Annotated in this window: 24 protein-coding genes; 20 read left to right on the top strand and 4 right to left on the bottom strand. The window is 50.3% G+C overall.

What is annotated here, in order from left to right; translation table 11 throughout:
* The first annotated feature begins 5 nt into the window (after nucleotides 1–5).
* From AC6EMZ_RS10860 to AC6EMZ_RS10790, 15 genes are all read left to right on the top strand, one after another.
* Entirely contained in the window at nucleotides 6–632 is a 627-nt protein-coding gene (locus tag AC6EMZ_RS10860) for a hypothetical protein (RefSeq protein ID WP_498402484.1), read from the top strand.
* Between the two features lie 14 nt (nucleotides 633–646).
* The gene (locus tag AC6EMZ_RS10855) at nucleotides 647–1,294 is read left to right on the top strand and encodes a helix-turn-helix transcriptional regulator (protein ID WP_498402483.1); all 648 of its coding nucleotides are present in this window, start codon (nucleotides 647–649) and stop codon (nucleotides 1,292–1,294) included.
* 218 nt (nucleotides 1,295–1,512) lie between these two features.
* Nucleotides 1,513–2,070 carry a fimbrial protein gene (locus tag AC6EMZ_RS10850; protein ID WP_498402482.1) on the top strand — a complete coding sequence of 186 codons (558 nt, stop codon included), beginning with the start codon at nucleotides 1,513–1,515 and terminating at the stop codon, nucleotides 2,068–2,070.
* Between the two features lie 72 nt (nucleotides 2,071–2,142).
* The gene (locus AC6EMZ_RS10845; RefSeq protein WP_498402481.1) at nucleotides 2,143–2,685 is read left to right on the top strand and encodes a fimbrial protein; all 543 of its coding nucleotides are present in this window, start codon (nucleotides 2,143–2,145) and stop codon (nucleotides 2,683–2,685) included.
* 42 nt (nucleotides 2,686–2,727) lie between these two features.
* Nucleotides 2,728–3,435, top strand: coding sequence for a fimbria/pilus periplasmic chaperone (locus AC6EMZ_RS10840; protein ID WP_498402480.1), 708 nt, complete (start codon nucleotides 2,728–2,730; stop codon nucleotides 3,433–3,435).
* A gap of 43 nt (nucleotides 3,436–3,478) precedes the next feature.
* Nucleotides 3,479–6,061 carry a fimbrial biogenesis usher protein gene (locus tag AC6EMZ_RS10835; RefSeq protein WP_498402479.1) on the top strand — a complete coding sequence of 861 codons (2,583 nt, stop codon included), beginning with the start codon at nucleotides 3,479–3,481 and terminating at the stop codon, nucleotides 6,059–6,061.
* 132 nt (nucleotides 6,062–6,193) lie between these two features.
* The gene (locus AC6EMZ_RS10830; RefSeq protein WP_498402478.1) at nucleotides 6,194–6,724 is read left to right on the top strand and encodes a fimbrial protein; all 531 of its coding nucleotides are present in this window, start codon (nucleotides 6,194–6,196) and stop codon (nucleotides 6,722–6,724) included.
* An 11-nt stretch (nucleotides 6,725–6,735) separates the two neighbouring features.
* Nucleotides 6,736–7,272 carry a fimbrial protein gene (locus tag AC6EMZ_RS10825; protein ID WP_498402477.1) on the top strand — a complete coding sequence of 179 codons (537 nt, stop codon included), beginning with the start codon at nucleotides 6,736–6,738 and terminating at the stop codon, nucleotides 7,270–7,272.
* Between the two features lie 140 nt (nucleotides 7,273–7,412).
* A complete protein-coding gene (locus AC6EMZ_RS10820; RefSeq protein WP_498402476.1) occupies nucleotides 7,413–8,471 on the top strand; it encodes a fimbrial protein in 1,059 nt (352 codons plus the stop codon).
* Nucleotides 8,472–8,488: 17 nt separating this feature from the next.
* Nucleotides 8,489–9,175 carry a fimbria/pilus periplasmic chaperone gene (locus tag AC6EMZ_RS10815; protein WP_498402475.1) on the top strand — a complete coding sequence of 229 codons (687 nt, stop codon included), beginning with the start codon at nucleotides 8,489–8,491 and terminating at the stop codon, nucleotides 9,173–9,175.
* A gap of 97 nt (nucleotides 9,176–9,272) precedes the next feature.
* Nucleotides 9,273–9,533 carry a hypothetical protein gene (locus AC6EMZ_RS10810; RefSeq protein ID WP_498402473.1) on the top strand — a complete coding sequence of 87 codons (261 nt, stop codon included), beginning with the start codon at nucleotides 9,273–9,275 and terminating at the stop codon, nucleotides 9,531–9,533.
* A gap of 294 nt (nucleotides 9,534–9,827) precedes the next feature.
* Nucleotides 9,828–10,289 (top strand): hypothetical protein, encoded by a 462-nt coding sequence (locus AC6EMZ_RS10805; RefSeq protein ID WP_498402472.1) that lies wholly within the window; start codon nucleotides 9,828–9,830, stop codon nucleotides 10,287–10,289.
* Between the two features lie 232 nt (nucleotides 10,290–10,521).
* A complete protein-coding gene (locus AC6EMZ_RS10800; RefSeq protein WP_498402818.1) occupies nucleotides 10,522–10,803 on the top strand; it encodes a hypothetical protein in 282 nt (93 codons plus the stop codon).
* A gap of 207 nt (nucleotides 10,804–11,010) precedes the next feature.
* Nucleotides 11,011–11,604 carry a LuxR C-terminal-related transcriptional regulator gene (locus AC6EMZ_RS10795; protein ID WP_498402471.1) on the top strand — a complete coding sequence of 198 codons (594 nt, stop codon included), beginning with the start codon at nucleotides 11,011–11,013 and terminating at the stop codon, nucleotides 11,602–11,604.
* An 8-nt stretch (nucleotides 11,605–11,612) separates the two neighbouring features.
* On the top strand, nucleotides 11,613–12,212 hold the full coding sequence (locus tag AC6EMZ_RS10790) for a helix-turn-helix transcriptional regulator (RefSeq protein ID WP_498402470.1): 600 nt from the start codon (nucleotides 11,613–11,615) through the stop codon (nucleotides 12,210–12,212).
* A gap of 39 nt (nucleotides 12,213–12,251) precedes the next feature.
* Here AC6EMZ_RS10790 and AC6EMZ_RS10785 read toward each other — a convergent pair whose 3' ends face one another.
* The 4 genes from AC6EMZ_RS10785 to yghU form a co-directional block, all read right to left on the bottom strand.
* Nucleotides 12,252–12,584, bottom strand: a complete 333-nt coding sequence (locus AC6EMZ_RS10785; protein ID WP_498402469.1) for a glycine zipper family protein — start codon at nucleotides 12,582–12,584, stop codon at nucleotides 12,252–12,254.
* Nucleotides 12,581–13,666, bottom strand: a complete 1,086-nt coding sequence (gene ydiK, locus AC6EMZ_RS10780) for an AI-2E family transporter YdiK (protein WP_498402468.1) — start codon at nucleotides 13,664–13,666, stop codon at nucleotides 12,581–12,583. Before ydiK ends, AC6EMZ_RS10785 begins: the two co-directional genes overlap by 4 nt.
* On the bottom strand, nucleotides 13,666–14,538 hold the full coding sequence (gene mscS, locus AC6EMZ_RS10775) for a small-conductance mechanosensitive channel MscS (RefSeq protein WP_498402467.1): 873 nt from the start codon (nucleotides 14,536–14,538) through the stop codon (nucleotides 13,666–13,668). Before mscS ends, ydiK begins: the two co-directional genes overlap by 1 nt.
* Nucleotides 14,539–14,705: 167 nt before the next feature.
* Complete coding sequence (yghU, locus tag AC6EMZ_RS10770; RefSeq protein ID WP_498402465.1) at nucleotides 14,706–15,575, bottom strand: glutathione-dependent disulfide-bond oxidoreductase; 870 nt, start codon at nucleotides 15,573–15,575, stop codon at nucleotides 14,706–14,708.
* A gap of 247 nt (nucleotides 15,576–15,822) precedes the next feature.
* On the opposite strand from yghU, the gene AC6EMZ_RS10765 reads away from it, so the two are divergent.
* From AC6EMZ_RS10765 to AC6EMZ_RS10745, 5 genes are read left to right on the top strand one after another with little or no spacing between them, the layout of a single operon-like run.
* Nucleotides 15,823–17,412, top strand: coding sequence for an ABC transporter substrate-binding protein (locus AC6EMZ_RS10765; protein WP_498402464.1), 1,590 nt, complete (start codon nucleotides 15,823–15,825; stop codon nucleotides 17,410–17,412).
* 46 nt (nucleotides 17,413–17,458) lie between these two features.
* On the top strand, nucleotides 17,459–18,412 hold the full coding sequence (locus AC6EMZ_RS10760) for an ABC transporter permease (RefSeq protein WP_498402463.1): 954 nt from the start codon (nucleotides 17,459–17,461) through the stop codon (nucleotides 18,410–18,412).
* Between the two features lie 6 nt (nucleotides 18,413–18,418).
* Nucleotides 18,419–19,264 (top strand): ABC transporter permease, encoded by an 846-nt coding sequence (locus tag AC6EMZ_RS10755; protein WP_498402461.1) that lies wholly within the window; start codon nucleotides 18,419–18,421, stop codon nucleotides 19,262–19,264.
* Nucleotides 19,257–20,234 (top strand): ABC transporter ATP-binding protein, encoded by a 978-nt coding sequence (locus AC6EMZ_RS10750; protein WP_498402460.1) that lies wholly within the window; start codon nucleotides 19,257–19,259, stop codon nucleotides 20,232–20,234. Before AC6EMZ_RS10755 ends, AC6EMZ_RS10750 begins: the two co-directional genes overlap by 8 nt.
* Complete coding sequence (locus AC6EMZ_RS10745; protein ID WP_498402459.1) at nucleotides 20,231–21,208, top strand: ABC transporter ATP-binding protein; 978 nt, start codon at nucleotides 20,231–20,233, stop codon at nucleotides 21,206–21,208. Before AC6EMZ_RS10750 ends, AC6EMZ_RS10745 begins: the two co-directional genes overlap by 4 nt.
* Nucleotides 21,209–21,288 lie beyond the last annotated feature (80 nt).

Below are 21,288 nucleotides of genomic sequence, written 5' to 3'. Positions count from 1 at the left end.
TACCTATGCCTAAAAATAATTTTAAACGTGCACTGCTTTGCGAGTCACGCTTACTCTACCGTAGTGCCGCGCGCTTTAGTCTGGAGAAAAATGCCTATAATGTGCTCGAGATTAGCCCCCACCAGTTGCTTGAAGAAGCTTGTGGATACAATGGAAAGGATCAACTCATTGTCATTGGTATTGGTGGTGTTGGCAGCGAGATAAGGACGCTGCTGCAAGCGATCTATCGTCTGACATTTTTCACTAGCAACATTATCGTCTCGTTACCCGGAGATAATGACCATCTCTCTGTTTTCATGAAAGGGTTAGGCGTTAGTCACATCATCCCAGAAGACCTACTCTGCGAGACATTATCGACTTATATCAATGTGGCATCTGTTCTCCCTTCTCGCTCTGAGCTCACAGACAAGTCGCATTATGGTTTGCTGGCAGGAAGAATATCTACTTGTGAACTTAATACTTTGCTCGATTTTTCACGTGGGATGAGTGCTAATGAAATCGCTAGCTTTCGTCATATCAGTTACAAAACGGTATTCACACACAAACGTAATGCTGCGTTACGTATGAATATTAAAACATCTCTACAGTGGCTGGAGCTTCTCGTACAGATAGAAAAAATTCATTCTTTGTAGCATTAAAGGAGTCTATGTTTACTTATTCTATTTTATCGCCTAATACTACGTCGACTCATCTATGTGGGTTGAAGCGATGCTTTGATGAAATCGCGCACACTAACCCCAACTGGGGATATCAGTTTCTCTTTGAGGAGAAAACTGAGCTAAATCCTCATCTCATCATTCTTGATCTTACGCTTTACCAGGATCTCACATTACTTTCCTCTGATGAAGTCGGCTATTTGAATCAGGACAAAGGCTATAAGGTACTTGTGCTATTAAAAAAAACACAAATGCACATTGCCGATGTGCTTTTGCGTGAAAACCGTTGTTCATTATTGTGTGTGGATGAGCGTCTTTTTCGACTAAGGGAGGTCGTTGAAAGCAGTCTAAAGAAACGGCGTTATATAAGCGCTTCGATTTTGAGCAAGCAGCTGACGTCTAAACCGCAAGAGCAAAAAGTCGACTTTACGGGTGCTGAGTTACGTGTTCTCAAAGGCTTATGTATGGGCAAAAATGGGGTAGAAATCTCACAAGAAATTTTCCGTAGTCAGAAGACGATTAGCACCCATAAACGCAATATTATGAAGAAGTTAGGCGTGGATAATGATTTTGAGCTGATTATGCAGGTAGCAAAATTAGATAGTAGTAACACCAACTTCAATATTAATGAAAAATGAAATTTAACGCTTTGTGATTAATCACGGCATCCCCTTTTTTAATTCTAAATATATGTTTAGATCTAAAAATGGAACTTGTTATGATTCCTATCATAGTTCGCAGTTGTTAAAGTTCTCCACAGAAACATTAGTTCGAAACAGCTTATTAATAATAGGCGTCTTATTAATGTTCGTTAAGTAATTTACCCTCCTCGAACATATTTTTTGAAGGCAAAGAAATGAAAAAGAATGTAATTGCATTGATCGTCACAGCTGTAATGGCCAGCGCAGCAATGGGTTCGGCATTGGCTGCAGCCCAGGATGTAACGGTTAACGGTGGCACCATTTATTTTAAAGGGACTGTCGTTGATGCTGCATGTTCTGTTGTCACCGGCAACGATGGCGACGGTCAGACGGTGAATCTGGACCAGGTTCGTACTGTCAAGCTTGCAGAAGCAGGTGCTTACGCAAACCAGAAACAAGATTTCCATATTGATCTCAAAGATTGTGACCCAACAGTAAGCCAGAATGCTGCGGTAATCTTTAATGCTCAGGAAGATACTGATGTAGCGGGTGCAATGGCGAACACCGCAGGCGCAGGTAGTGCAACTAACGTGGCTCTGCAGTTGTTTGGACCAGACGGTAAGGTACTGGCAATTGGCGATGAGTCTTCAGCTGTAACCATCGATGCGGCTACCGTCCGTATCCCACTGGCTGTGGACTATGTTGCGACAGCGGGCGCAGCTACTCCTGGTGACGTTGCTGCTACGGCAACCTTTAAGATCCATTATTCCTGATTAGAAGTTTCCCCTCTTCGGAGGGGAGTTTCTTCCGTTATCTATTTCCTCAGGGAACAGGAACCGATAACAATGTTATTCAATTATAAAAGTAATGCGTTTTTAATTGGCCTTTTATTGACGTCATGCTTCTGCCATGCAGAAAATGTGACGATTAATGGCGGAGAAGTGAAATTCCACGGTCTGGTCGTTGCGGCTCCTTGTAGCGTAAAAGCTGACGATATTAATAAAACCGTAGAGATGGGGCAGGTTCGCACCAATAACTTTCCAACCAAAGGAGCCTGGTATGATCCGGTTGCATTTCAGATCCACCTGGAGGATTGCGATACTACGGTACTGACAACCGTCGCCGTGCGATTTGATGGCATTAGTGATGCCAACGACCCGCAGGTTTTCCAGACAGGATATGGCGCAGGTGCTGCGCAGGGGATTGGGTTAGGTATATTTGATTATACTGGCCGACTCCTTGTTCCAAATACACAACCGAAAAACTATTTCCCGTTAACCGACGGTGAAACAGTTTTACATTTTACCGCCAAATATCGTTCTACGCTTAATCATGTTCAGTCTGGTGATGCGTCGGGTACCGTTTGGTTCAAGATGATTTATCAATAGTGTCGGGATATTCCCGGAGCTATTAACTTCTGGATATCTTTTATGACTATTGTAATGAATAAAATGAAGCGTTCTCTTATTTCTACAGCCGTTGCTGCCACGATGATTTGCGGATTTATCTCTTCTGCGAATGCAGGTGGTGTCGCTCTCGGCGCTACACGTATTATTTATCCTCAAGGTGAGAAACAGATCTCACTGCCGATTACGAACAGTGATTCAAAAGATGTATTTCTCATTCAAAACTGGGTGTCAGATTCCGCAGGGAATAAAATTAATGATTTTGTTATCACTCCTCCTTTATTCGTTATTCAACCGAAAAAAGAGAATGTCCTGCGCATCATGTATGTCGGGCAAGATAATTTACCGCAGGATCGCGAATCTGTTTTCTATTTAAACAGTAAAGCGATCCCCTCTGCGGATAAAAGTAAGCAGGGCGGCAGTTCGTTACAAATCGCTACGCAGAGCGTAATCAAGCTTTTTGTACGCCCTAAAAAATTACCCACAGCGGCCATCGACTCGCCGAAAACCCTGCGTTGCCAGCTATCAGGCAGCAACCTGACGGTGACTAATCCTTCACCGTATTACGTCACGCTGGTTCAACTGCACGTGGGGGATAAAAAGCTTGAGAACGACATGGTTCCACCCAAAGGCAACAAAGTGATTAACACCCAGGGCGCCAGCGGTGGCGTGACGCTTCAGACGATGAATGACTACGGCGCGATGACGGCCAAACAAAGCTGCGGCAGCTAATTCCACATAAGCCTATTAAATAAAAATAATGTACGGGTTAAAAATGCAACGCTTCAAATATAAGCCACTCGCTATTGTATTATTTTCGATGCTAACGGTTCCTGCGGTTCAGGCAGACAACTATTTTAACCCGTCATTTTTATCCGACGATCCCTCTGCCGTGGCCGATCTTTCTAAATTTGAAAAAAATGGCGGTCAGATTCCGGGTACCTACCGGGTGGAGATATATCTAAACGATCAATTTGTGGCGACGAAAGATGTCAAATTTATCGCACCAGAAAATAAAGCCACTAGCGGTCTGCAACCCTGTCTGACACAAAAGAACCTGGTGGCACTGGGGATTAACATTCAGGCTATTCAGTCGCTGGTAAAAAATCCCCCTGCACAAGATGCTTGTCTGGATTTGGCAGCACTGGTGCCGGATGCCAGTACTGTTCTTGATTTCGAACAGCAACGTCTGAATATCAGCGTGCCGCAGGCCATGATGAATAACAGTGCGCGCGGTTATATCCCACCGGAACAATGGGATCAGGGAATTTCCGCGCTGCTGTTGAACTATAACTTCACGGGTTCTAACAGCGGTGGCAGTGACAGCTCGGCGTCTAATAACTACTTCTTAAATTTGAGTAGCGGCCTCAACTACGGCGCATGGCGCCTGCGTGATGTGTCGACCTGGAGTTATAACAGCGGTAATGGTGACAACCAGAACGACTGGCAGCACGTTAGCACTTATGCGGAACGGACGATTATCCCTTTGAAAGGGGAATTGATTACGGGTGATAGCAGCACGCCGAATGATGTGTTTGATAGCTTGAGTTTTCGCGGAGTGCAGCTGATTTCCGATGACAACATGCTGCCGGATAGCCTGAGAGGCTTTGCCCCGACCATTCGTGGGATTGCCAAAAGCAACGCAAAGGTCACGATTAAACAAAATGGATATGTGATCGACCAGCGTTACGTATCGCCTGGGGCATTCGAGATTAACGATCTCTTCCCGACCTCCTCGAGCGGTGACCTGGAAGTGACTATCACTGAGACCGACGGCAGCGTACAGCGCTTTACCATGCCGTACTCGTCGGTGCCTATTTTGCAACGTGAAGGTCGACTGAAGTATGCCTTTACCGGCGGTAAATTCCGTACCAGTAATGACGATCAGGACGAAGTGGGGTTTGGTCAGGGGACGCTGATATACGGGCTGTCGCATGGGATGACGGTCTATGGTGGCACGCAGGTCAGCAGTGATTATCAAGCGTATGCGTTGGGGCTAGGGTTCAACCTGGGGCAACTGGGCGCAATTTCATTTGATGCGACTCAGGCCAGCAGCATTTTGCCAGATGACAGCCATCATCAGGGTCAGTCTTATCGTTTCCTGTACGCCAAATCTCTGAACGAGTTAGGGACTAACTTCCAACTGGTAGGTTACCGCTACTCTACGTCCGGGTTTTATACGTTGGATCAGACCACTTATAAGGGAATGCAAGGGCATAGCGTTCAGTACCAGGATGGTACACGAGAGGAAGAGTCGGACTGGACCGATTATTACAATCTCTACTACGCCAAGAAAGGGAAGTGGCAGGTCAACGTTTCTCAGCAGGTTGGTAAGATTGGCTCGCTGTTTGTGACGGGGACTCAACAAAGTTACTGGCACACGGATGATACCGATATCACGCTCCAGACCGGTTTTAACACTACGGTCTATGACGTGAACTACAGCCTGAGTTACAGCTTCAACAAAGCGGCGGGCGGCTATGAAGATGATCATATGTTTTCGCTCAATGTGTCGCTGCCGATTGGTAAATGGTTGTCTTCGCGCACTGATGACATCCAGAAACATAATGACGCGTATGCAACTTATAACGTCAATACCGACAACCACGGCAATACCAGCCAGACGGCGGGGCTGACCGGCACGCTGCTGGAGGCTAATAACCTCAACTACAGCGTGCAGGAAGGTTACGCTAACAAAGGAAACGGTAACAGCGGCAGTGCGAGCCTGAACTATCAGGGAACCTACGGGAACGCTAACGTTGGTTACAACTACAGCGGCAATGGTGGTTACCAGCAGGTTAACTACGGCCTGAACGGTGGCGTGATACTGCATGAGAATGGTGTGACGTTGAGTCAGCCATTAGGGGACACCAACGTGCTGATCGCTGCACCGGGTGCTGATGGTGTCAGCGTAGAAAACGGCACCGGGGTGAAAACGGACTGGCGAGGATATGCGGTGCTGCCGTACTCCACAACTTACCGCACCAACCGTATTGCGTTGGATACCAATACGCTGGGGAACAACGTCGATATCGATGATGCGGTAGTGGATGTAGTACCAACGCAGGGCGCACTGGTACGTGCAAAATTTAAGGCCAACGTGGGTGTTCGCGCACTACTGAATCTGGTGAAAGGTGGCAAGCCGGTACCGTTCGGCGCAACGGTATCTCGTGCTGATGCAGAAAACGTCAGCATGGTGGGTGATGATGGGCAGGTATATTTCGCTGGATTGCCCTTAACAGGAACGATTAAAGCCGTCTGGGGGAGTGAACCCGGCCAGCAATGTACCGCGAAATATACACTGCCAGCAGATAGCCTGAATAAGGCGATTGTGAAGGCGAAAGTTAATTGTGATTAAAAATGTCTAAATAATAATTAGTCTGAAATTTACCTCCACCATCGATGTAGATAATGCTACTAATAAGTTTTTTATTATGAATATTATTATCTTTCATAATAGCACGGTAACGATCTTGCCACGGGGTACAAAATGAATCATTTTTTATTTAGTTGTGTGTTTATATTGATGGCTTGTTCTGATTGTTCATGGGCTGAAGATCCTTTAGCTTATGCGAACCTTAAAATCACTGGGAATATTATTGCTGAAAGTTGTGACGTTGATACAGCTAACCTAAATGTTCATATTGGTGATTTTCCACAAAACAGCTTTGAAACTGTTGGTGCTGTCAGTCCATCGCGAGAATTTGATATAAAATTACTAAATTGCTCTCCAGGAATTAGTGGGACTTACATTACCTTTAGTGGAATTAGTGATGCCAATAATGCCGATTTATTGGCATTGAGTGATACAAGTGAAAGTGGAGGTATGGCGAGTGGTGTAGCTATCCAGGTACTTGGTAATACAAATGCCCCGATAGCCTTAAACAAACCGTCTATGTTGTTAAGTTTGGTTGCAGGTGACAACGATCTGAAATTCAAATTACGCTATAAAGCTACTGCGATTCCAGTTAAACCTGGCAATGCAACCTCCGTTATGTATTTTGATATGACCTATCAGTGACAGGTGCAACAATGAAAAAGAAACGTACGGCCATTTGGTTGATGATATTTGCCCCTTTATCACTGGCAATACAAAACACTGCATTGGCATACGATGGCCAAATTAATATCACCGGCACGATCCAGAGCAATACTTGTATTGTTGATACCAACTCACAAAATATGACAGTCGATATGGGCAATGTGGCCAGTAAGCAATTTTATCAGGCAGGTGCAACCGCAGTCGCACAGTCATTTGTCATTAAACTGGTCAAATGTGGCGATGCCGCTAGCGGCGTTAGTGTGACATTTAGTGGGTCTGTTGATAGTTATGATAATAGGTTGTTGGCAATTGAAAGTAACTCAGTATCAGCAACAGGAATCGGGATTGCAATTTTAGATAGCACTCACCAAATCATTCCATTAAACAACAAAAGTGTGAAATATCCACTTACACCAGGTGCATCGATAGTGAATCTGAGCTTCTTTGCAGAATATATGGCAAATGGTGAGACTGTTAAATCTGGTGATGCAAATGCTACTGTAACATTCATGTTGAATTATGCCTAGTTGTCTAAATTTAGATCTGATTAGAGATCTTATAATTGTTTTATGTTTCGTATTCGCTGTGTATAATTTGAGCGAATCTGATGGCCTGAGATTATTTATTCGACCATTAACTTTACTCTTTAATTATAAAAGATGATTTTATGCTTAATAATTTTTTGTCTTGTATTGTGCTTGTTAAAAATCGAATTATTTATATTTTGAATAAAAATCAACTTCGAATACCTCTCTCTATGATTTTAATAGTGTGTTGTAATAATTATGCCATTGCTGGTCCCTGCACACCTCAGAGTGGTACCCCTGTTACTGGCAGTGTTGATGTAAGTCAGTTTGTCTCATCATCAAGTAATGATTACGTTGGATATACCCATCAGTATAATATATCGCAATCTGTTCCATCGGTACCAGTTACATGTGAATGCCAGAATGGATATATTGCTGGTACTGGTTTTTGGGATTGGACCAGTTTTTTAGTACCCACTGAGAATGTTAGCGGTATTACGTACGGCATTTTAAATGATTATATAGGGATCGCCGTAATGCCAAGACCAGATACTAATACATGGGTTCCTTATTCTGATATGACGTCAACTACATTCAATAGTTGCGGCACGCAACCTTCTGGCGGTGGAGCGGGGATTGCACAACTAATCGTTCGTAAAAAAATAATCGGAACTGTTGTTGCACCCAATATTTTATTTTATCAGAAAGGGGTGAATACTTATCAAGGAGAGTCATATCGAGTGCCTGAAATACAATTAAAGTTCTATGGGGCTATTTCTGTTCCTCAAAATTGTGAACTTGATGCCGGTGAGGTTATTAATATTGATTTAGGTGATGTGTGGTCAGGTAAATTTGATATAAAAGGGCAGAAAGCAAAAGGATTCTCTCCTGTAACACGAAGTATCGCAGTCAAATGTAGCGGTGGTGTAGATGCGAATGCAAACCTAACCGTTCGTTTTCAGTCAACACCAGATAGCAATGTCAGTAATGCAATTAAGACAGATAATCCTGATGTTGGCATTATGATTACGGACCAAAATGGTCGTGTTGTAACACCGAACGCTGGGGTGATCCCATTTCAGTTAAACAATAGTCAAGCAACATATACGTTTCAAACGTATCCAGTGAGTACAACGGGTAATCCACCAACTGAAGGTCGTTTTACTGCACTTGCCTATATGCGGGTTGACTTTGCTTGACAGGTGTAAAATGCAATATGAACAATCTATTAATAGCGCTATTGTTTTTTATGCAGATCGTCTCAGCACAAGCAGGCGTCGCCATCGGCGGCACTCGTTTTGTTTACGAAGAGAACAATCCGCAGCTTAATATCACGCTGGAAAACAGTGACTCGCGCGCCTATCTGGTGAAAACACAGATTCAGCCGCCCGTCGCGTTTCCAGGCGCTGCACGTACGGCCGATTCCCCCTTCGTTGCTACGCCACCGCTTTTTGTGCTCGCTGGTGGCAAACAAAATAAAATCCGACTGGTCTCAGACGGCGGGGCACTGGCAAAAGATAAAGAAACATTGTTTGATTTGGTCATTACGGCGATCCCCTCCTCGGAAGAGAAAACGCCGGGCAATACCGTTCAGGTTGCCATTCGTTCACATCTGAAACTGTTTTATCGCCCGGCAAATCTACCGGGAAATCCTGAAAAAGCGTACCAGCAATTAAGATGGGCGCACACAGGAAAGGGCGTGAGCGTGAAGAACACTACACCATATTACGTCACGTTGTTTGGCGTCGTAGTCAATAACACAGCAATAAATAACCCAGGTGTGGTTGCGCCATTCGCTTCGCGAAAATTGCCGTGGTGCAATGAGGGCAAACGTTGTCTTATTCAGTGGCAGTCTATCAATGATTTTGGAAAGGTATTACCGCCCCAGCAATTCTCGCTTTGATAGCAATAACCGAACTCCAATATTAGACCATTTTCAGCAGGATAATTTTTGGCTGGCTTATTAGCATACTTTTATTATTTTACTGAATGGACGAACTATGAATCACTTCTCTAATATCGTTAAAGAAACCCTTGCCGTTCTCGCACTAACGTTACTCTGTGCTTTTGCGGCGCATGCAACCGATCATTCCGAACGGCGTCACGATGCGCGTGATACGCGACAAGACTCGCGTCAGTCTGCACGAGATACCAAACAACACTGCGTGGTAGATGACAATAAGAGCAACCACCACTGCCGTCAGGACAAGCGCAATACCAAGCAGGATGGACGTCAGGAAGCACGAAGAATTAAGTATTGATCCGTTTTGCGAGGCGGCTTCAGGTAATGCCTCTTGCCGCCTTGATGGCCCCGCAGTATTCTCTCGCCACGCCTGCAAAATCAGGCGTCGGGATTGACCTCCTGGAATAGTTACAGGCGACGTGGGAAACTATGTCGTGCGCACGGTTTCACCTCAATGGCGGACCGGGCGGGGGCGTCGCAAGATGCGCCGGTTTCCTGTAACGCCGGTAAGGTCAACCTCGTCTGGTTCCGCCACCCGTGAGATTGACCTCTCCGATGGCGGAAATATAAACCGTTACAGGAGGCTGCCATCATGGCTACTACCCCAACCCTTTATCACTCGATTTTCACTGCTCCCTTTTCAAATACCACCGATTTCACCGAACTCGCGTCCCACTGCGACCAGTTCGCGCAAACGTTGGTGGAATGCGACAACCCGACCGAAAAACTCGCGCTGTGCGGACGTCTTTCCGCTTGTCTTGCGCTGCTGCAACCCACGCTCAACGACCCCGTGCCGCCCCATCTGGTCGATGAACTCACCGTCGACGACCTGCCCACCCGTTTACCCGCGTTCGATCCTGAAAGCGATCAACTGGGCCACTACTGCCAGGTCTTGACTCAATTACTGATGACCCGCGCATTACCCGCAGACATGGCGCGGGTGATCGAAGATTTACTCGGTGAGCTGGTGGGGTTTTATGCCGATATGCTGCACGCGCCGCGCTGGATAAATACCCCAGAGGGCCGCGTGTTGATTGATGATTTGATTCACTGAGAAAAACTGAGGTGAGTGCGGCATATTTCCCCTCACCCTGGCCCTCTCCCCATAGGGAAGAGGGGATATTCCGTGCACAGATTTGAACTCTTCCCAAGGGATATATTTATTTGTCGTAATGTAACAATATATTTGGCATTTTCTGCACCACCGAAATAACCGACGCTCATTTTCACTTAAGCTTTCTTTGGCATAATTACTTCCGTTATTTTTTTTGGGAATGATATCTATGATGAAAATAAGCGTTATTTTACTGGCAGGGCTCACGATGGCGGGTTCTGTCATGGCTCAAAGTGTGACCGTGGATGTGCCAAGTGGTTATAAGGTGGTGATTGTTCCATCCTCCACCACGGTCCCTGAGGCGGTGAGCGTCACGCCTGCACCGGCACAAACGGTGTATGCCGCACCGGCCACTGCCCCAGCCCCTGTGGCGGTATACCATCCACGCGCGCGGCATATTGCCGGTGTGGCGGAAGGGATGGTGATTGAACATCAGTATGACGATCACCATTGATCCGCGAGCCACAAGCAAAGATTAAAGCGTCTGAGTGGTATCCCGTTTCCCTCCCCAAGTGTGGGGGGGGATTTATTCCGACCGGAACCCACTCTTCCCTCAGTATATTTTTTTGCTGTCTTTTTTTGGATGTGTTTTTAGTTGAATAAATTGGCTTAAGAATTATCTTGAGCACATTTTCCATATCAACATCATGCAACGGATGCTATGAATTCTTTCCCCATCATCTTTCTCTATGAATCCCGTGTTTTATTACGCGAAGGGTTAACCGCGCAACTCCAGCAAGCAGGCCACCAGGTGGTGGCATGTCTGTCTATGGAACAGTTAACCGAGGAGATCTGCCAGCAAACCGAACGTCCGAAGATCCTGCTCGTGGGTGCGGGCGGCCTGGGGGATAAGCTGTTTAACGTCCTGCGCACGCTGCATTTTACCCAAAAGCTGTCGCTCAAAACGCTGGTCTATCTTCCCGGTTCTGACGATATGTTAAGTCGAGTGTTTATGGGGGCGGGCGCATGCCATTGTTTAACAGAGGATAAGCTGGGCAATGAGATTCTGCCGCTCTTGCAGGATCCCATCGTGAAATACTGTCGCGGTCAGCGTTTTTCGCCTTCTGAACTGAATATCCTGATTGATTTTGCGTCGGGATTGCATACGCCGGAAATTGCGGCTCGTCGCAACTGCCACCCTAAAACGGTCTACACCTTTAAACTCAATATTCGCACACGTTTAGAAATAGACACCAAAAATGGATGGTTCGATCTGCTGTCCCGAATTGCCCAACTTAGATCGTTATATGAATAAGGATTATTATGGTTACCAGTCAAATTCGTTACGTTGCCTGCAATAATATTTATCTTTCCGGTCTTCGTTCGGGTCTGGAAGCGGTCGCAAAAAATAACCCAGCCTGGCATTATCAACTGGTTGAATACTCTTTACAGGATAATAGTGATATTCAAATACTGGTGATGGATGCGACGGAATATCATAGCGTGAGTGATGTGCCGCCCGATCAGGCGAAGGCATTGGATAGCCGACGTACGCTGGTGCTGGTCAGCGCCTGGAAAAGAATGCTTATTAGCCAATTGGCGAATGACTTTCGCTGTTCCGTATTGTGCGTGGATGAGCGGAGTTTTCCCATGCGCGACATTATCCAGCTGACGATGAAAAAGAAACGTTATCTCAGTCCGATGATTATTCGCCGCCTGTCTCCTGCGATTCCGGTGGAAAAGGCTGGATTTACGCCTGCGGAAACTACCGTGCTCAAATACCTGAGCAAGGGATGGTCAGGGGCAGAGATTTCAAAAATGCTGTTTCGCAGTGAGAAAACGATCAGTACGCATAAGCGCAATATTATGGGGAAGCTGGGTGTGAGGGATGACTTTGAGCTGAGCCAAAAAATCCACGCGTGAATGGTAGGCCGGGCAGCGTCGCAGCCCGGCCAGGTGTTATCAGTGCGTCGCCTGCCCGATCAGCCCGCCGGTACCGGCCCCGACTGCCGCGCCTTTCAGTACGCTTTTACCCGTCACCGCTGCCGCACCTGCGCCCACGACCGCGCCCACCGCACCGCCTTTACGTGCCGCTTTACCGGTGTCGCCGTGTTTCATCATGGCGCCTGCACCGCCGCCGACCACCGCGCCGCCGACCGTGGACTTCACGCTTTTGCCGGTGGCCGCACCAATGGCCGCGCCCGCGACGGCACCGACGGCGGTTTTATCCATCGCCATGCCTGAAGCGGAGAAAATGAGTGTGCTCAGAATTAACGTTGTTTTGATGAATTTCATGACAGTTCCTTTGTAGTAATACCAGGTTGATAGTTCGCCTCGCTCACCCAACTGGCGAGAAGTTTCCAGGATACTGCCAGCAGAACCGGGCCAATCATTAGGCCAATCATGCCCCAGGTCAGCATTCCGCCAATCACACCGGCCATGATCAGCATCAGCGAGGTATCCGCACCGCGCTTGATCAGCATCGGTTTCAGGATGTTATCCAGCGAACCGGCAATAAATGTCCAGATTAACAACAGCGAACCCGTCCAGTGGTGGCCACTGTAAAACAGCCATACGGCGGCAGGCAGCATGATGATGACCGGGCCAAGCTGCATCAGGCACAGCATAAAAATAATGCCGGTCAGCAGCGCGCTTGAGGGGATCTGGCAAACAAAAAGCCCTAGCCCAGCAACGGCGGACTGGATCACCGCGGTTAATACCACGCCCATTGCCACAGCCTGCACGGTTTTGCCCGCAAGCGTAATCGCCAGGTCGCCGCGTTCGCGCGCGATTCGCCACGCGAACTGACGCAGCCCTTTTGCAATGGTTTTGCCGTGCAGGTAAAACACCAGGCAGGCCGCCAGCATCAGAATGCCGTTCACGAACAGCGCGCCAAACTGCGACAGCTCTTTTAACATCATGAAGGCCACTTTGACGATCCACGGCTTCATTGTGGCAAAAAAGTTAGCTGAATGGGTGGCTAAAAAGTGCAGCCAGGCGTCGTGAAGACGTGCACCGATGCGGGGAATATTCAGCAAAAAATCAAACGTGGGTAGATGCTGTCTGTCGATATGCATCAGCCAGTTCAGCGCTTTTTCCATTGCCAGCGACAGCATCCCGGCGCTGAAGATAATCGGCACCAGAAAGATGACGCTGAGAAAAACCATCATCACGGCAATCGCTGCACCTTTGCGGCCGTTCAGTCTGCGCTTGACCAGCATGTATAGCGGCCAGGTGGCAATGACGATTAACCCCGCCCAGACTACGCTCAGCAGAAATGGATGCAGCAGCCAGAGCGCGCAGCACAGCAGAGTGAGGATCATAATGATGCTGAACAGCGTTTGCGGCAGATCGCGCGGTTGTTTCATCGCGTCCATTAATGGGTCAACTCCTGGGTGTTTTTCAACACGCGCAGGTCGTGCATATGCACATCCATTTGCGGATACGGCATTTGGATCTGATTGGCGTCCAGCGCGTTTTTGATGTTTTCCATCAGGTCGTAATAAACGTCCCAGTAATGTTTATTATCCGTCCAGACGCGAATGACGAAATTCAGCGATGAAGGGGCGAATTCATTAAGTCGAATGGTATGGCCTTTATCGTGTTTAATGCGCGGGTCGAGGAGCACCACTGTTTTAATGACGCTTTTAAAATGTTCGATTGAGGTGTTATAGGCCACGCCGAGTGTAATATCCACACGGCGCTCTTTCTGCCGTGAAAAGTTAGTGATTTCACCCGCAATAATTTTACCGTTGGGCACCACCACCATTTTGTTATCGGAGGTACGCAGCGTGGTGGAGAAGATATGTACTTCTTCGATAACGCCCGCCACCGCGCCGACGCTGGCGTATTCACCCGCGCGAATGGGGCGCAGCGACACCAGCAGTACGCCAGCTGCGAAGTTCGCCAGCGACCCCTGCAACGCCAGGCCAATCGCCAGGCCAGCCGCGCCGATCACCGCAATAATAGATGAGGTTTCAACGCCAATACGTCCCAGAGCGGCCACCACGGCGAAGACCAACATCGCGTAGCGCAGCAGGGCGCTACAGAATTGAGTAATGGTTTTATCGACGTTGCGGCTTAACAGGAGTTTTTTAAATCCGGCGCTGGTAATACGGGCAATAAAGACCCCGATACATAATAGAAAAATCGCACCAATCAGGTTAACGATCCCCTGCACGATGGCGGATTCATTATTCACGACCCAGTAGATCAACTGCTTGATCCCGGGGAAAGCTTCGAACGTCATTGCGGTGTTTCCTGTGAATGAAAGCCGCTAGTTTAATAATCTGATGACGATTCTGACCGATCTTGTTTGTCTAATATTGGAGCGGGTTTCACTACCCATTCATATATGGCTCTGTCGAGGGGGCGTGCGGGGGAGACACACCGAGCGGCGTACCGCCCGGTTGATAACTACGACTGACGCTTATCTTCGGTATTCGTATCAAAATCGCTCGCCGCGTGGCGTTCATGTAACTGCTCGCTCGGCTCGCCAAACGTGCGGTTCACGATGCGCCCGCGTTTCACCGCCGGACGGTTGGCAATCTCTTTGGCCCAACGCTGCACGTGCGTGTATTTTTCCGCATCCAGGAACTCGGCGGCGTTGTATACGTTGCCCAGCACCACGTTGCCAAACCACGGCCAGATGGCGATGTCGGCAATGGAGTACTCATCACCCGCCACGTAACGGCCACGCGCCAGCTGCTTATCCAGCACGTCGAGCAGACGTTTGGATTCCATGGTAAAGCGGTCAATCGCGTACTGAATCTTCACCGGCGCATAGTTATAGAAGTGACCAAAGCCGCCGCCGAGGAAGGGTGCAGACCCTTGCAACCAGAACAGCCAGTTCAGGGTTTCGGTACGGCCCGCCGGATCTTTTGGCAGCAGGTGACCAAATTTCTCAGCCAGATACAGCAGGATATTGCCGGATTCAAAGACGCGCGTCGGCGGGGTGGTGGAATGGTCGCTCAGCGCCGGAATTTTTGAATTAGGGTTCACGTCCACAAAGCCACTGGAGAACTGATCGCCTTCGCCGATGCGGATCAGCCACGCGTCGTATTCCGCGTCCGTCACGCCGAGCGCCAGCAGCTCTTCGAGCATGATCGTCACTTTCTGGCCGTTGGGCGTACCCAGCGAATACAACTGCAAAGGGTGCGAACCGACCGGTAATGCTTTCTCGTGCGTGGCCCCCGAAATCGGGCGGTTGATGTTGGCGAACGCGCCGCCGTTACCGTTCTGCTCCCATTCCCATACTTTTGGCGGCTGATAGGTGTTGTCTGACATGTTGATCTGCCTTTTCGAGTGATGTGTTGAGGCAGTGTAGCAGGCAATTCGTGAAGCATTTAACGTTGCGAGCGTAATAGATTCGCGGCTATTCCTTCTGGCGCTTATATATATCAAATTGAGTATAAGCTTAATCGAAAATCGCATTTTCATTATTAATGCGAAATAGTGAAAAGCTGAATATGATGCTGTGACATAAATAGAAATTTCCAGTCGTAAATACTTTATCAGGCAAGGAGTTAGTGAGATGCGTAAGCTTCTGTTATCGGCAGTGGTAGTATCGCTCGCGTTAGGTCTGGCAGGCTGTGATGATGCGAAAAATAAAGAAACCAAAGCTGCGCCAGCGGCAAAAAATGATGCGCCAAAAGAGGGCGGTTCGCTGATAATTGGTATTACCTCCGGCGACCCGCTGGCCGTGAACCCCCTTTACGCCAGCGATCGCACAACCTTAACGATTATGCAGGCGCTCTATGCTCCGCTGTATAGCTTTAATGACGGCAAAATTGAGTGGGGCCTGGCGGAAAGCCTGACCCCTTCTGCAGATAACCTGAACTACACCCTGACCTTAAAACCGAACCTGAAATGGCAGGACGGTCAGCCGCTGACCGCTGACGACGTGGTCTTCACCTTCAACAAACTGCTTGAGGCCAAACAGCACAGCTTCTTTCGCAGCATGTTCACCTACGGCGGCAAGCCGGTGGCGGTGAGCAAGGTGGACGATCGCACTGTTAAGTTCACATTGCCGCAGGTCAGCGCCGCCTTTACCGGAACCCTGGTACAGATCTACCCGATCCCGCAGCACGTCTTTGCCAATGAAGGCGACCTGGAAAAAAGCACCAAAAACGATGCGCCCGTGGGCTCTGGCCCGTTCAGGTTCAAAGAGTACCGCGCCGGTCAGTATTACGCGCTGACCCGTTTTGACGATTACTGGAACGGTAAGGCGAAGCTCGATTCCGTGACCTACCGCTTTGCCAAAGACAGCAACTCTGCCAACCTTGCGCTGCAAAACGGTGAGATCAATCTGAAGATGGTCGATCCGCAGGACGTGTCGCGCCTGAAAAACACCGGCAAGTTCGATTTCGTGGTCTATCCGGAAGGGCGTCTGGCCTACATGACCTTTAACCAGAACGTGCCGGTGATGAAAAGTAAGGAGCTGCGTCAGGCCATCGCGTATGCCATCAATAAAGACGAGCTGACCCAGACCGCCTTTACCTCGCTGGACTATGCCAAACCGGCTAGCTCCTTCCTGACGCCGGACACCCTGTACCAGACCGGCGACGTGGAGCAGTACAAATTCGATCAGCAAAAAGCCAAAGATCTGCTGAAAAATGCCGGTGCCCCGGCAAACCTGAAGCTGCGTCTGGCCTACGTCAACACCAACAAAACCCAGGAGAGTATGGCGCTGTATATTCAGCAGGCGCTGAAGGGGGTTGGTGTGAACGTCGAGCTAATGCCGCTGGATTCAAACGCCATGTCCCAGCGCAGTCTGGACATGAACAACACCGCGTGGGAACTGAACCTGGGCGGGTACATCATGGGCGCTGAGCCGGACGGCTACAAATCGCTGTTTATGAGCAACGAAGCTTATAACTACGCGCACTACAAAAATCCGCAGTTTGATGCCCTGTGGGATAAAGGCGCAGTGGAAACCGATCCCGCGAAACGTGCTGATATCTACAAGCAGATCCAGCAAACCGTCGCCAACGACATGACCTACTACCCGATCTCTTATACCAATGCCACCGTCGCCGTGGATAAACGCTTTGGCGGCACTAAAGAGGCTGAACCTAAGCCGGTGTATATGTTCCAGGATCTATCAAAAATCTATCAAAAATAAGAGGTTGCCCCGGTCGAGAGAGCGGGGCCTTTTTTAAGGGCACGTCGTGAACACATTATTGACGCGTCGGCTGCTGCAACTGCTGCCGATGCTTTTCTTTATTTCACTGGTGGCTTTTCTGCTGGTGAAGCTCGCGCCGGGCGATCCGGTGGCGGCGTACATCACGCCGCGCATGGCGCCGGAAGATATCGAGCGCATTCGCCAGAGCCTGGGGCTGGATAAGCCGCTGGTCACGCAATACGTCCTGTGGCTGAAAAACGTGCTGCAGGGCGATCTCGGCTATTCGCTGATTTATCACCGTCCGGTGCTGGAGATGATTGGCGAGCGCATTCCGGCCACGCTGGGGCTGATGGGCGCGTCGCTGCTGATGGCGATTGTGCTGGCGATTCCGCTGGGCCTGTTAGCCGGCGCGTTCAAACACCGCTGGCTGGATCATGTTCTGAACCTGTTCGCCTATATCGGCATTTCCGTGCCGATTTTCTGGTTCGGTATTCTGCTGATTACCGTTTTTGCCGTGCAGCTTAACTGGTTCCCTAGCATGGGTATGCGCACCATCGGCGTGGAGGATAACTGGCTCGACGTGGTGCGCCACGGCGTGCTGCCGTGCATCGCGCTGACCTTTTATAATCTTTCCAGTTACGTTCGCTACATCCGCTCGAATACCATTTCCCAGCTTTCAGCAGACTATGTGCAAACGCAGATCGCGTACGGCGCCACGCGTTCCAGCATTTTGTTCCGTCACGTGCTGAAAAACGTCCTGCTGCCAGTGATCACGCTGTTTGGCCTGTCGTTTGGCGAGCTGGTGGTGGGGGCATACGTCACGGAAAGCGTCTTTTCCTGGCCGGGCATGGGCCTGCTGGGGATCCAGTCGATCACCTCCCTGGATTACCCGCTGATCATGGCGATCATTATGCTGTCGTCGATGATGCTGATCGTCGGTAACCTGATCGCCGACCTGCTGTATCGGTTTGCCGATCCCCGCATTCGTACACTGAGGTAGCCCCGGATGAGCAGACGCTGGCAGCAAATTCGTCACCAGCTGCGCCGCAACCGTCCGGCGCAGTTCGCTTTATTTGTCCTTTTCATTTTTGTCGTCGCCGCACTGTGCGCCGGGCTGAGCCCCTACGATCCGGATCGGATGTCGCTGGGCGCGCGCACGCTGCCGCCGGACGGCACGCACTGGTTTGGCACCGACGAGTACGGGCGGGATTACTTTACCCGCGCGCTGTACGGCGGGCAGATTTCGCTGATGGTTGGCTTTCTGGCGATGGTATTTTCCACGCTAATCGGCACGGTTGTCGGCACCCTTAGCGGCTATTTTGGCGGCTGGCTGGATAACCTGATGATGCGCGCCGTCGACATCCTGATGGCGATCCCGGCCTTTTTCCTGCTGCTGGTGGTGAATGCCTACCTGAAGCCAGGCGTGGATAACATTATCCTGATTATCAGCCTGCTGACGTGGATGAGCATGTCGCGGCTGGTGCGTGCTGAAACGCTGACCGTGAAAGAGCGCGAGTATGTGCTCTATGCGCGCGCATCGGGCGAGCATCCGCTGCGTATTATTCTGCGGCACATTATTCCCGGCGTGCTGCCGACGATCATCGTCGCCGCCACGCTGAATATTGCTTCCGCCATTTTGATGGAATCCACGCTCAGCTTTTTGGGGCTGGGTGTTCAGGCACCGTCGGCGTCGTGGGGCAGCATGCTCAACAACGCCCAGTCGTATATTGGCGAAGCCTCGTGGCTGGCGATGTTCCCCGGCATTTTGATCCTGCTGACGGTGTTCAGCTTTAACGTATTGGGCGACGTGTTCCGCACCGCCTTCGAGCCGGGAGCGAACCGCGATGAGTAACTTATTAGCACTTGAAAACCTGCAAACCACCTTCCGCACGCGGGATGGCGACGTTCACGCGGTGCGCGGCGTGAGCTTTCAGGTGCAGCCGGGGGAACTTGTTGGCATCGTTGGGGAATCCGGGTGCGGGAAAAGCGTAACCTGTAAGTCGATAATCCAGCTTCTCGGCAATAACGGGCGGATAACCGGCGGCAGCATTCGCTTTCAAAACGACGATCTGGCGCAGAAAACCGCCGCGCAAATGCGCGCTATTCGCGGCAACGAGATCGCCATGATTTTTCAGGATCCTATGACGGCGCTTAACCCGGTGCTCACCATCGGCAGACAGATGTCGGAAATCCTGATGCGCAACAAACGGCTGGCGAAAAAAGCCGCCAAATCAGCGGCCATCGCCATGCTGGAACAGGTGGGGATTGCCGATGCGCAACGTCGGTACGACCAGTATCCTCACGAGTTTAGCGGGGGAATGCGCCAGCGCGTGATGATTGCGATTGCGCTCTCCTGCCACCCAAAACTGCTGATTGCCGATGAACCCACGACCGCGCTGGACGTGACCATTCAGGCACAAATTCTCCGCCTGCTGAAAAGCCTGCAACAGCAGACGCAGACCGCCATTTTGCTGGTGACCCACGATTTGGGCGTGGTGGCGCAGGTGTGCAGCCGCGTGGTGGTGATGTACGGCGGGCTGGTGATGGAGGAAGGCAGCGTCGAGGACATTTTTTATCGTCCCGCACACCCCTACACCCAGGGGCTACTGGCCTCATTGCCGCGCTCGGATCAGGTCAGCCATCGTTTGTCTCCCATAGACGGCACGCCGCCGGGCCTGATTAACCCGCCGCCAGGCTGTCCGTTTGCCGAACGTTGTCCAAAACGTATGCCGCAGTGCGACCGACAGCCTGCATTTTACGCCGTGGGCGAAGGGCATCGCGCCGCGTGCTGGCTGTGGACTGGTTTGGAGGTTCGGGCATGAGTGAGAAAAATAGCCCGCTAGTGAGCGTGCAAGAACTGCGCAAACATTATCATCTTAACGGCGGACTGCTTCGCAAAGGCGTCGCGGTTAAGGCGGTGGATGGCGTCAGTTTTGATATTCAGCGTGGGGAAACCTTTGGTCTGGTCGGCGAGTCCGGCTGCGGGAAATCCACGCTTGGGCGCGCCATTCTGCGCCTGTTCGACATTACCTCGGGCGAGATTCACTTCGCCGGACAACCGATCGCGCAGGCCAGCGAAAAGCAGCTTAAGCCGCTACGCAAGCGGATGCAGGCGATTTTTCAGGATCCCTATTCCTCGCTTAATCCCGGTATGAACGTGCAGCAGCTGGTGGCTGAGCCGATGCAAATCCACGGGTACAGCCGGGAGGAGCAGCGGGAACGTACTGAAACCTTGCTTTATAAAGTTGGGCTCAAGCAGGAACATTTGCAGCGCTTTCCGCATGAGTTCAGCGGCGGACAACGCCAGCGCATCAGCATTGCCCGTGCGCTGTCGGTGCGCCCGGAGTTCGTGCTGTGCGATGAACCGCTCTCGGCGCTGGACGTGTCGGTGCAGGCGCAGGTGGTGAATATCCTCCAGGATCTTCAGCAGGATCTGGGGCTGACGTACCTGTTTATCGCCCACGATCTGTCGATGGTGCGCCACATCTCCAGCCGTATCGGGGTGATGTACCTTGGTAAGCTGGTGGAAGTGGCCCCGGCAGGCGAGCTGTATCAGTACCCGGCTCATCCGTATACCCGCGCGCTGTTGGCCGCGGTTCCGCAGCCCGATCCGCGCATCCGCAACCTGGAGCAGGCCACGCTGCGCGGTGAAAACCCGGGCCCGACGTCAGCATTGCCCGGCTGCCATTTTTGCAGCCGCTGCCCGCACGCGATGCCGGTGTGTCAGGCGCAGGAGCCCGCCATGCTGGAGATATCGCCCGGGCATTTTGCGGCGTGCTGGCTTTTTAAGGTGTAAGATAAACGTCCCCTGTCTGATTAATCACAATGTGCAGACGACGACAACCCTTCTAAAAATTGCCGCCTGCCTGTATTAGG

This window comes from Enterobacter sp. SCRI0065 (assembly GCF_059766475.1).
The sequence above is the reverse complement of the archived record's forward strand: the minus strand, read 5'-3'. Positions and strand labels throughout refer to the sequence as shown.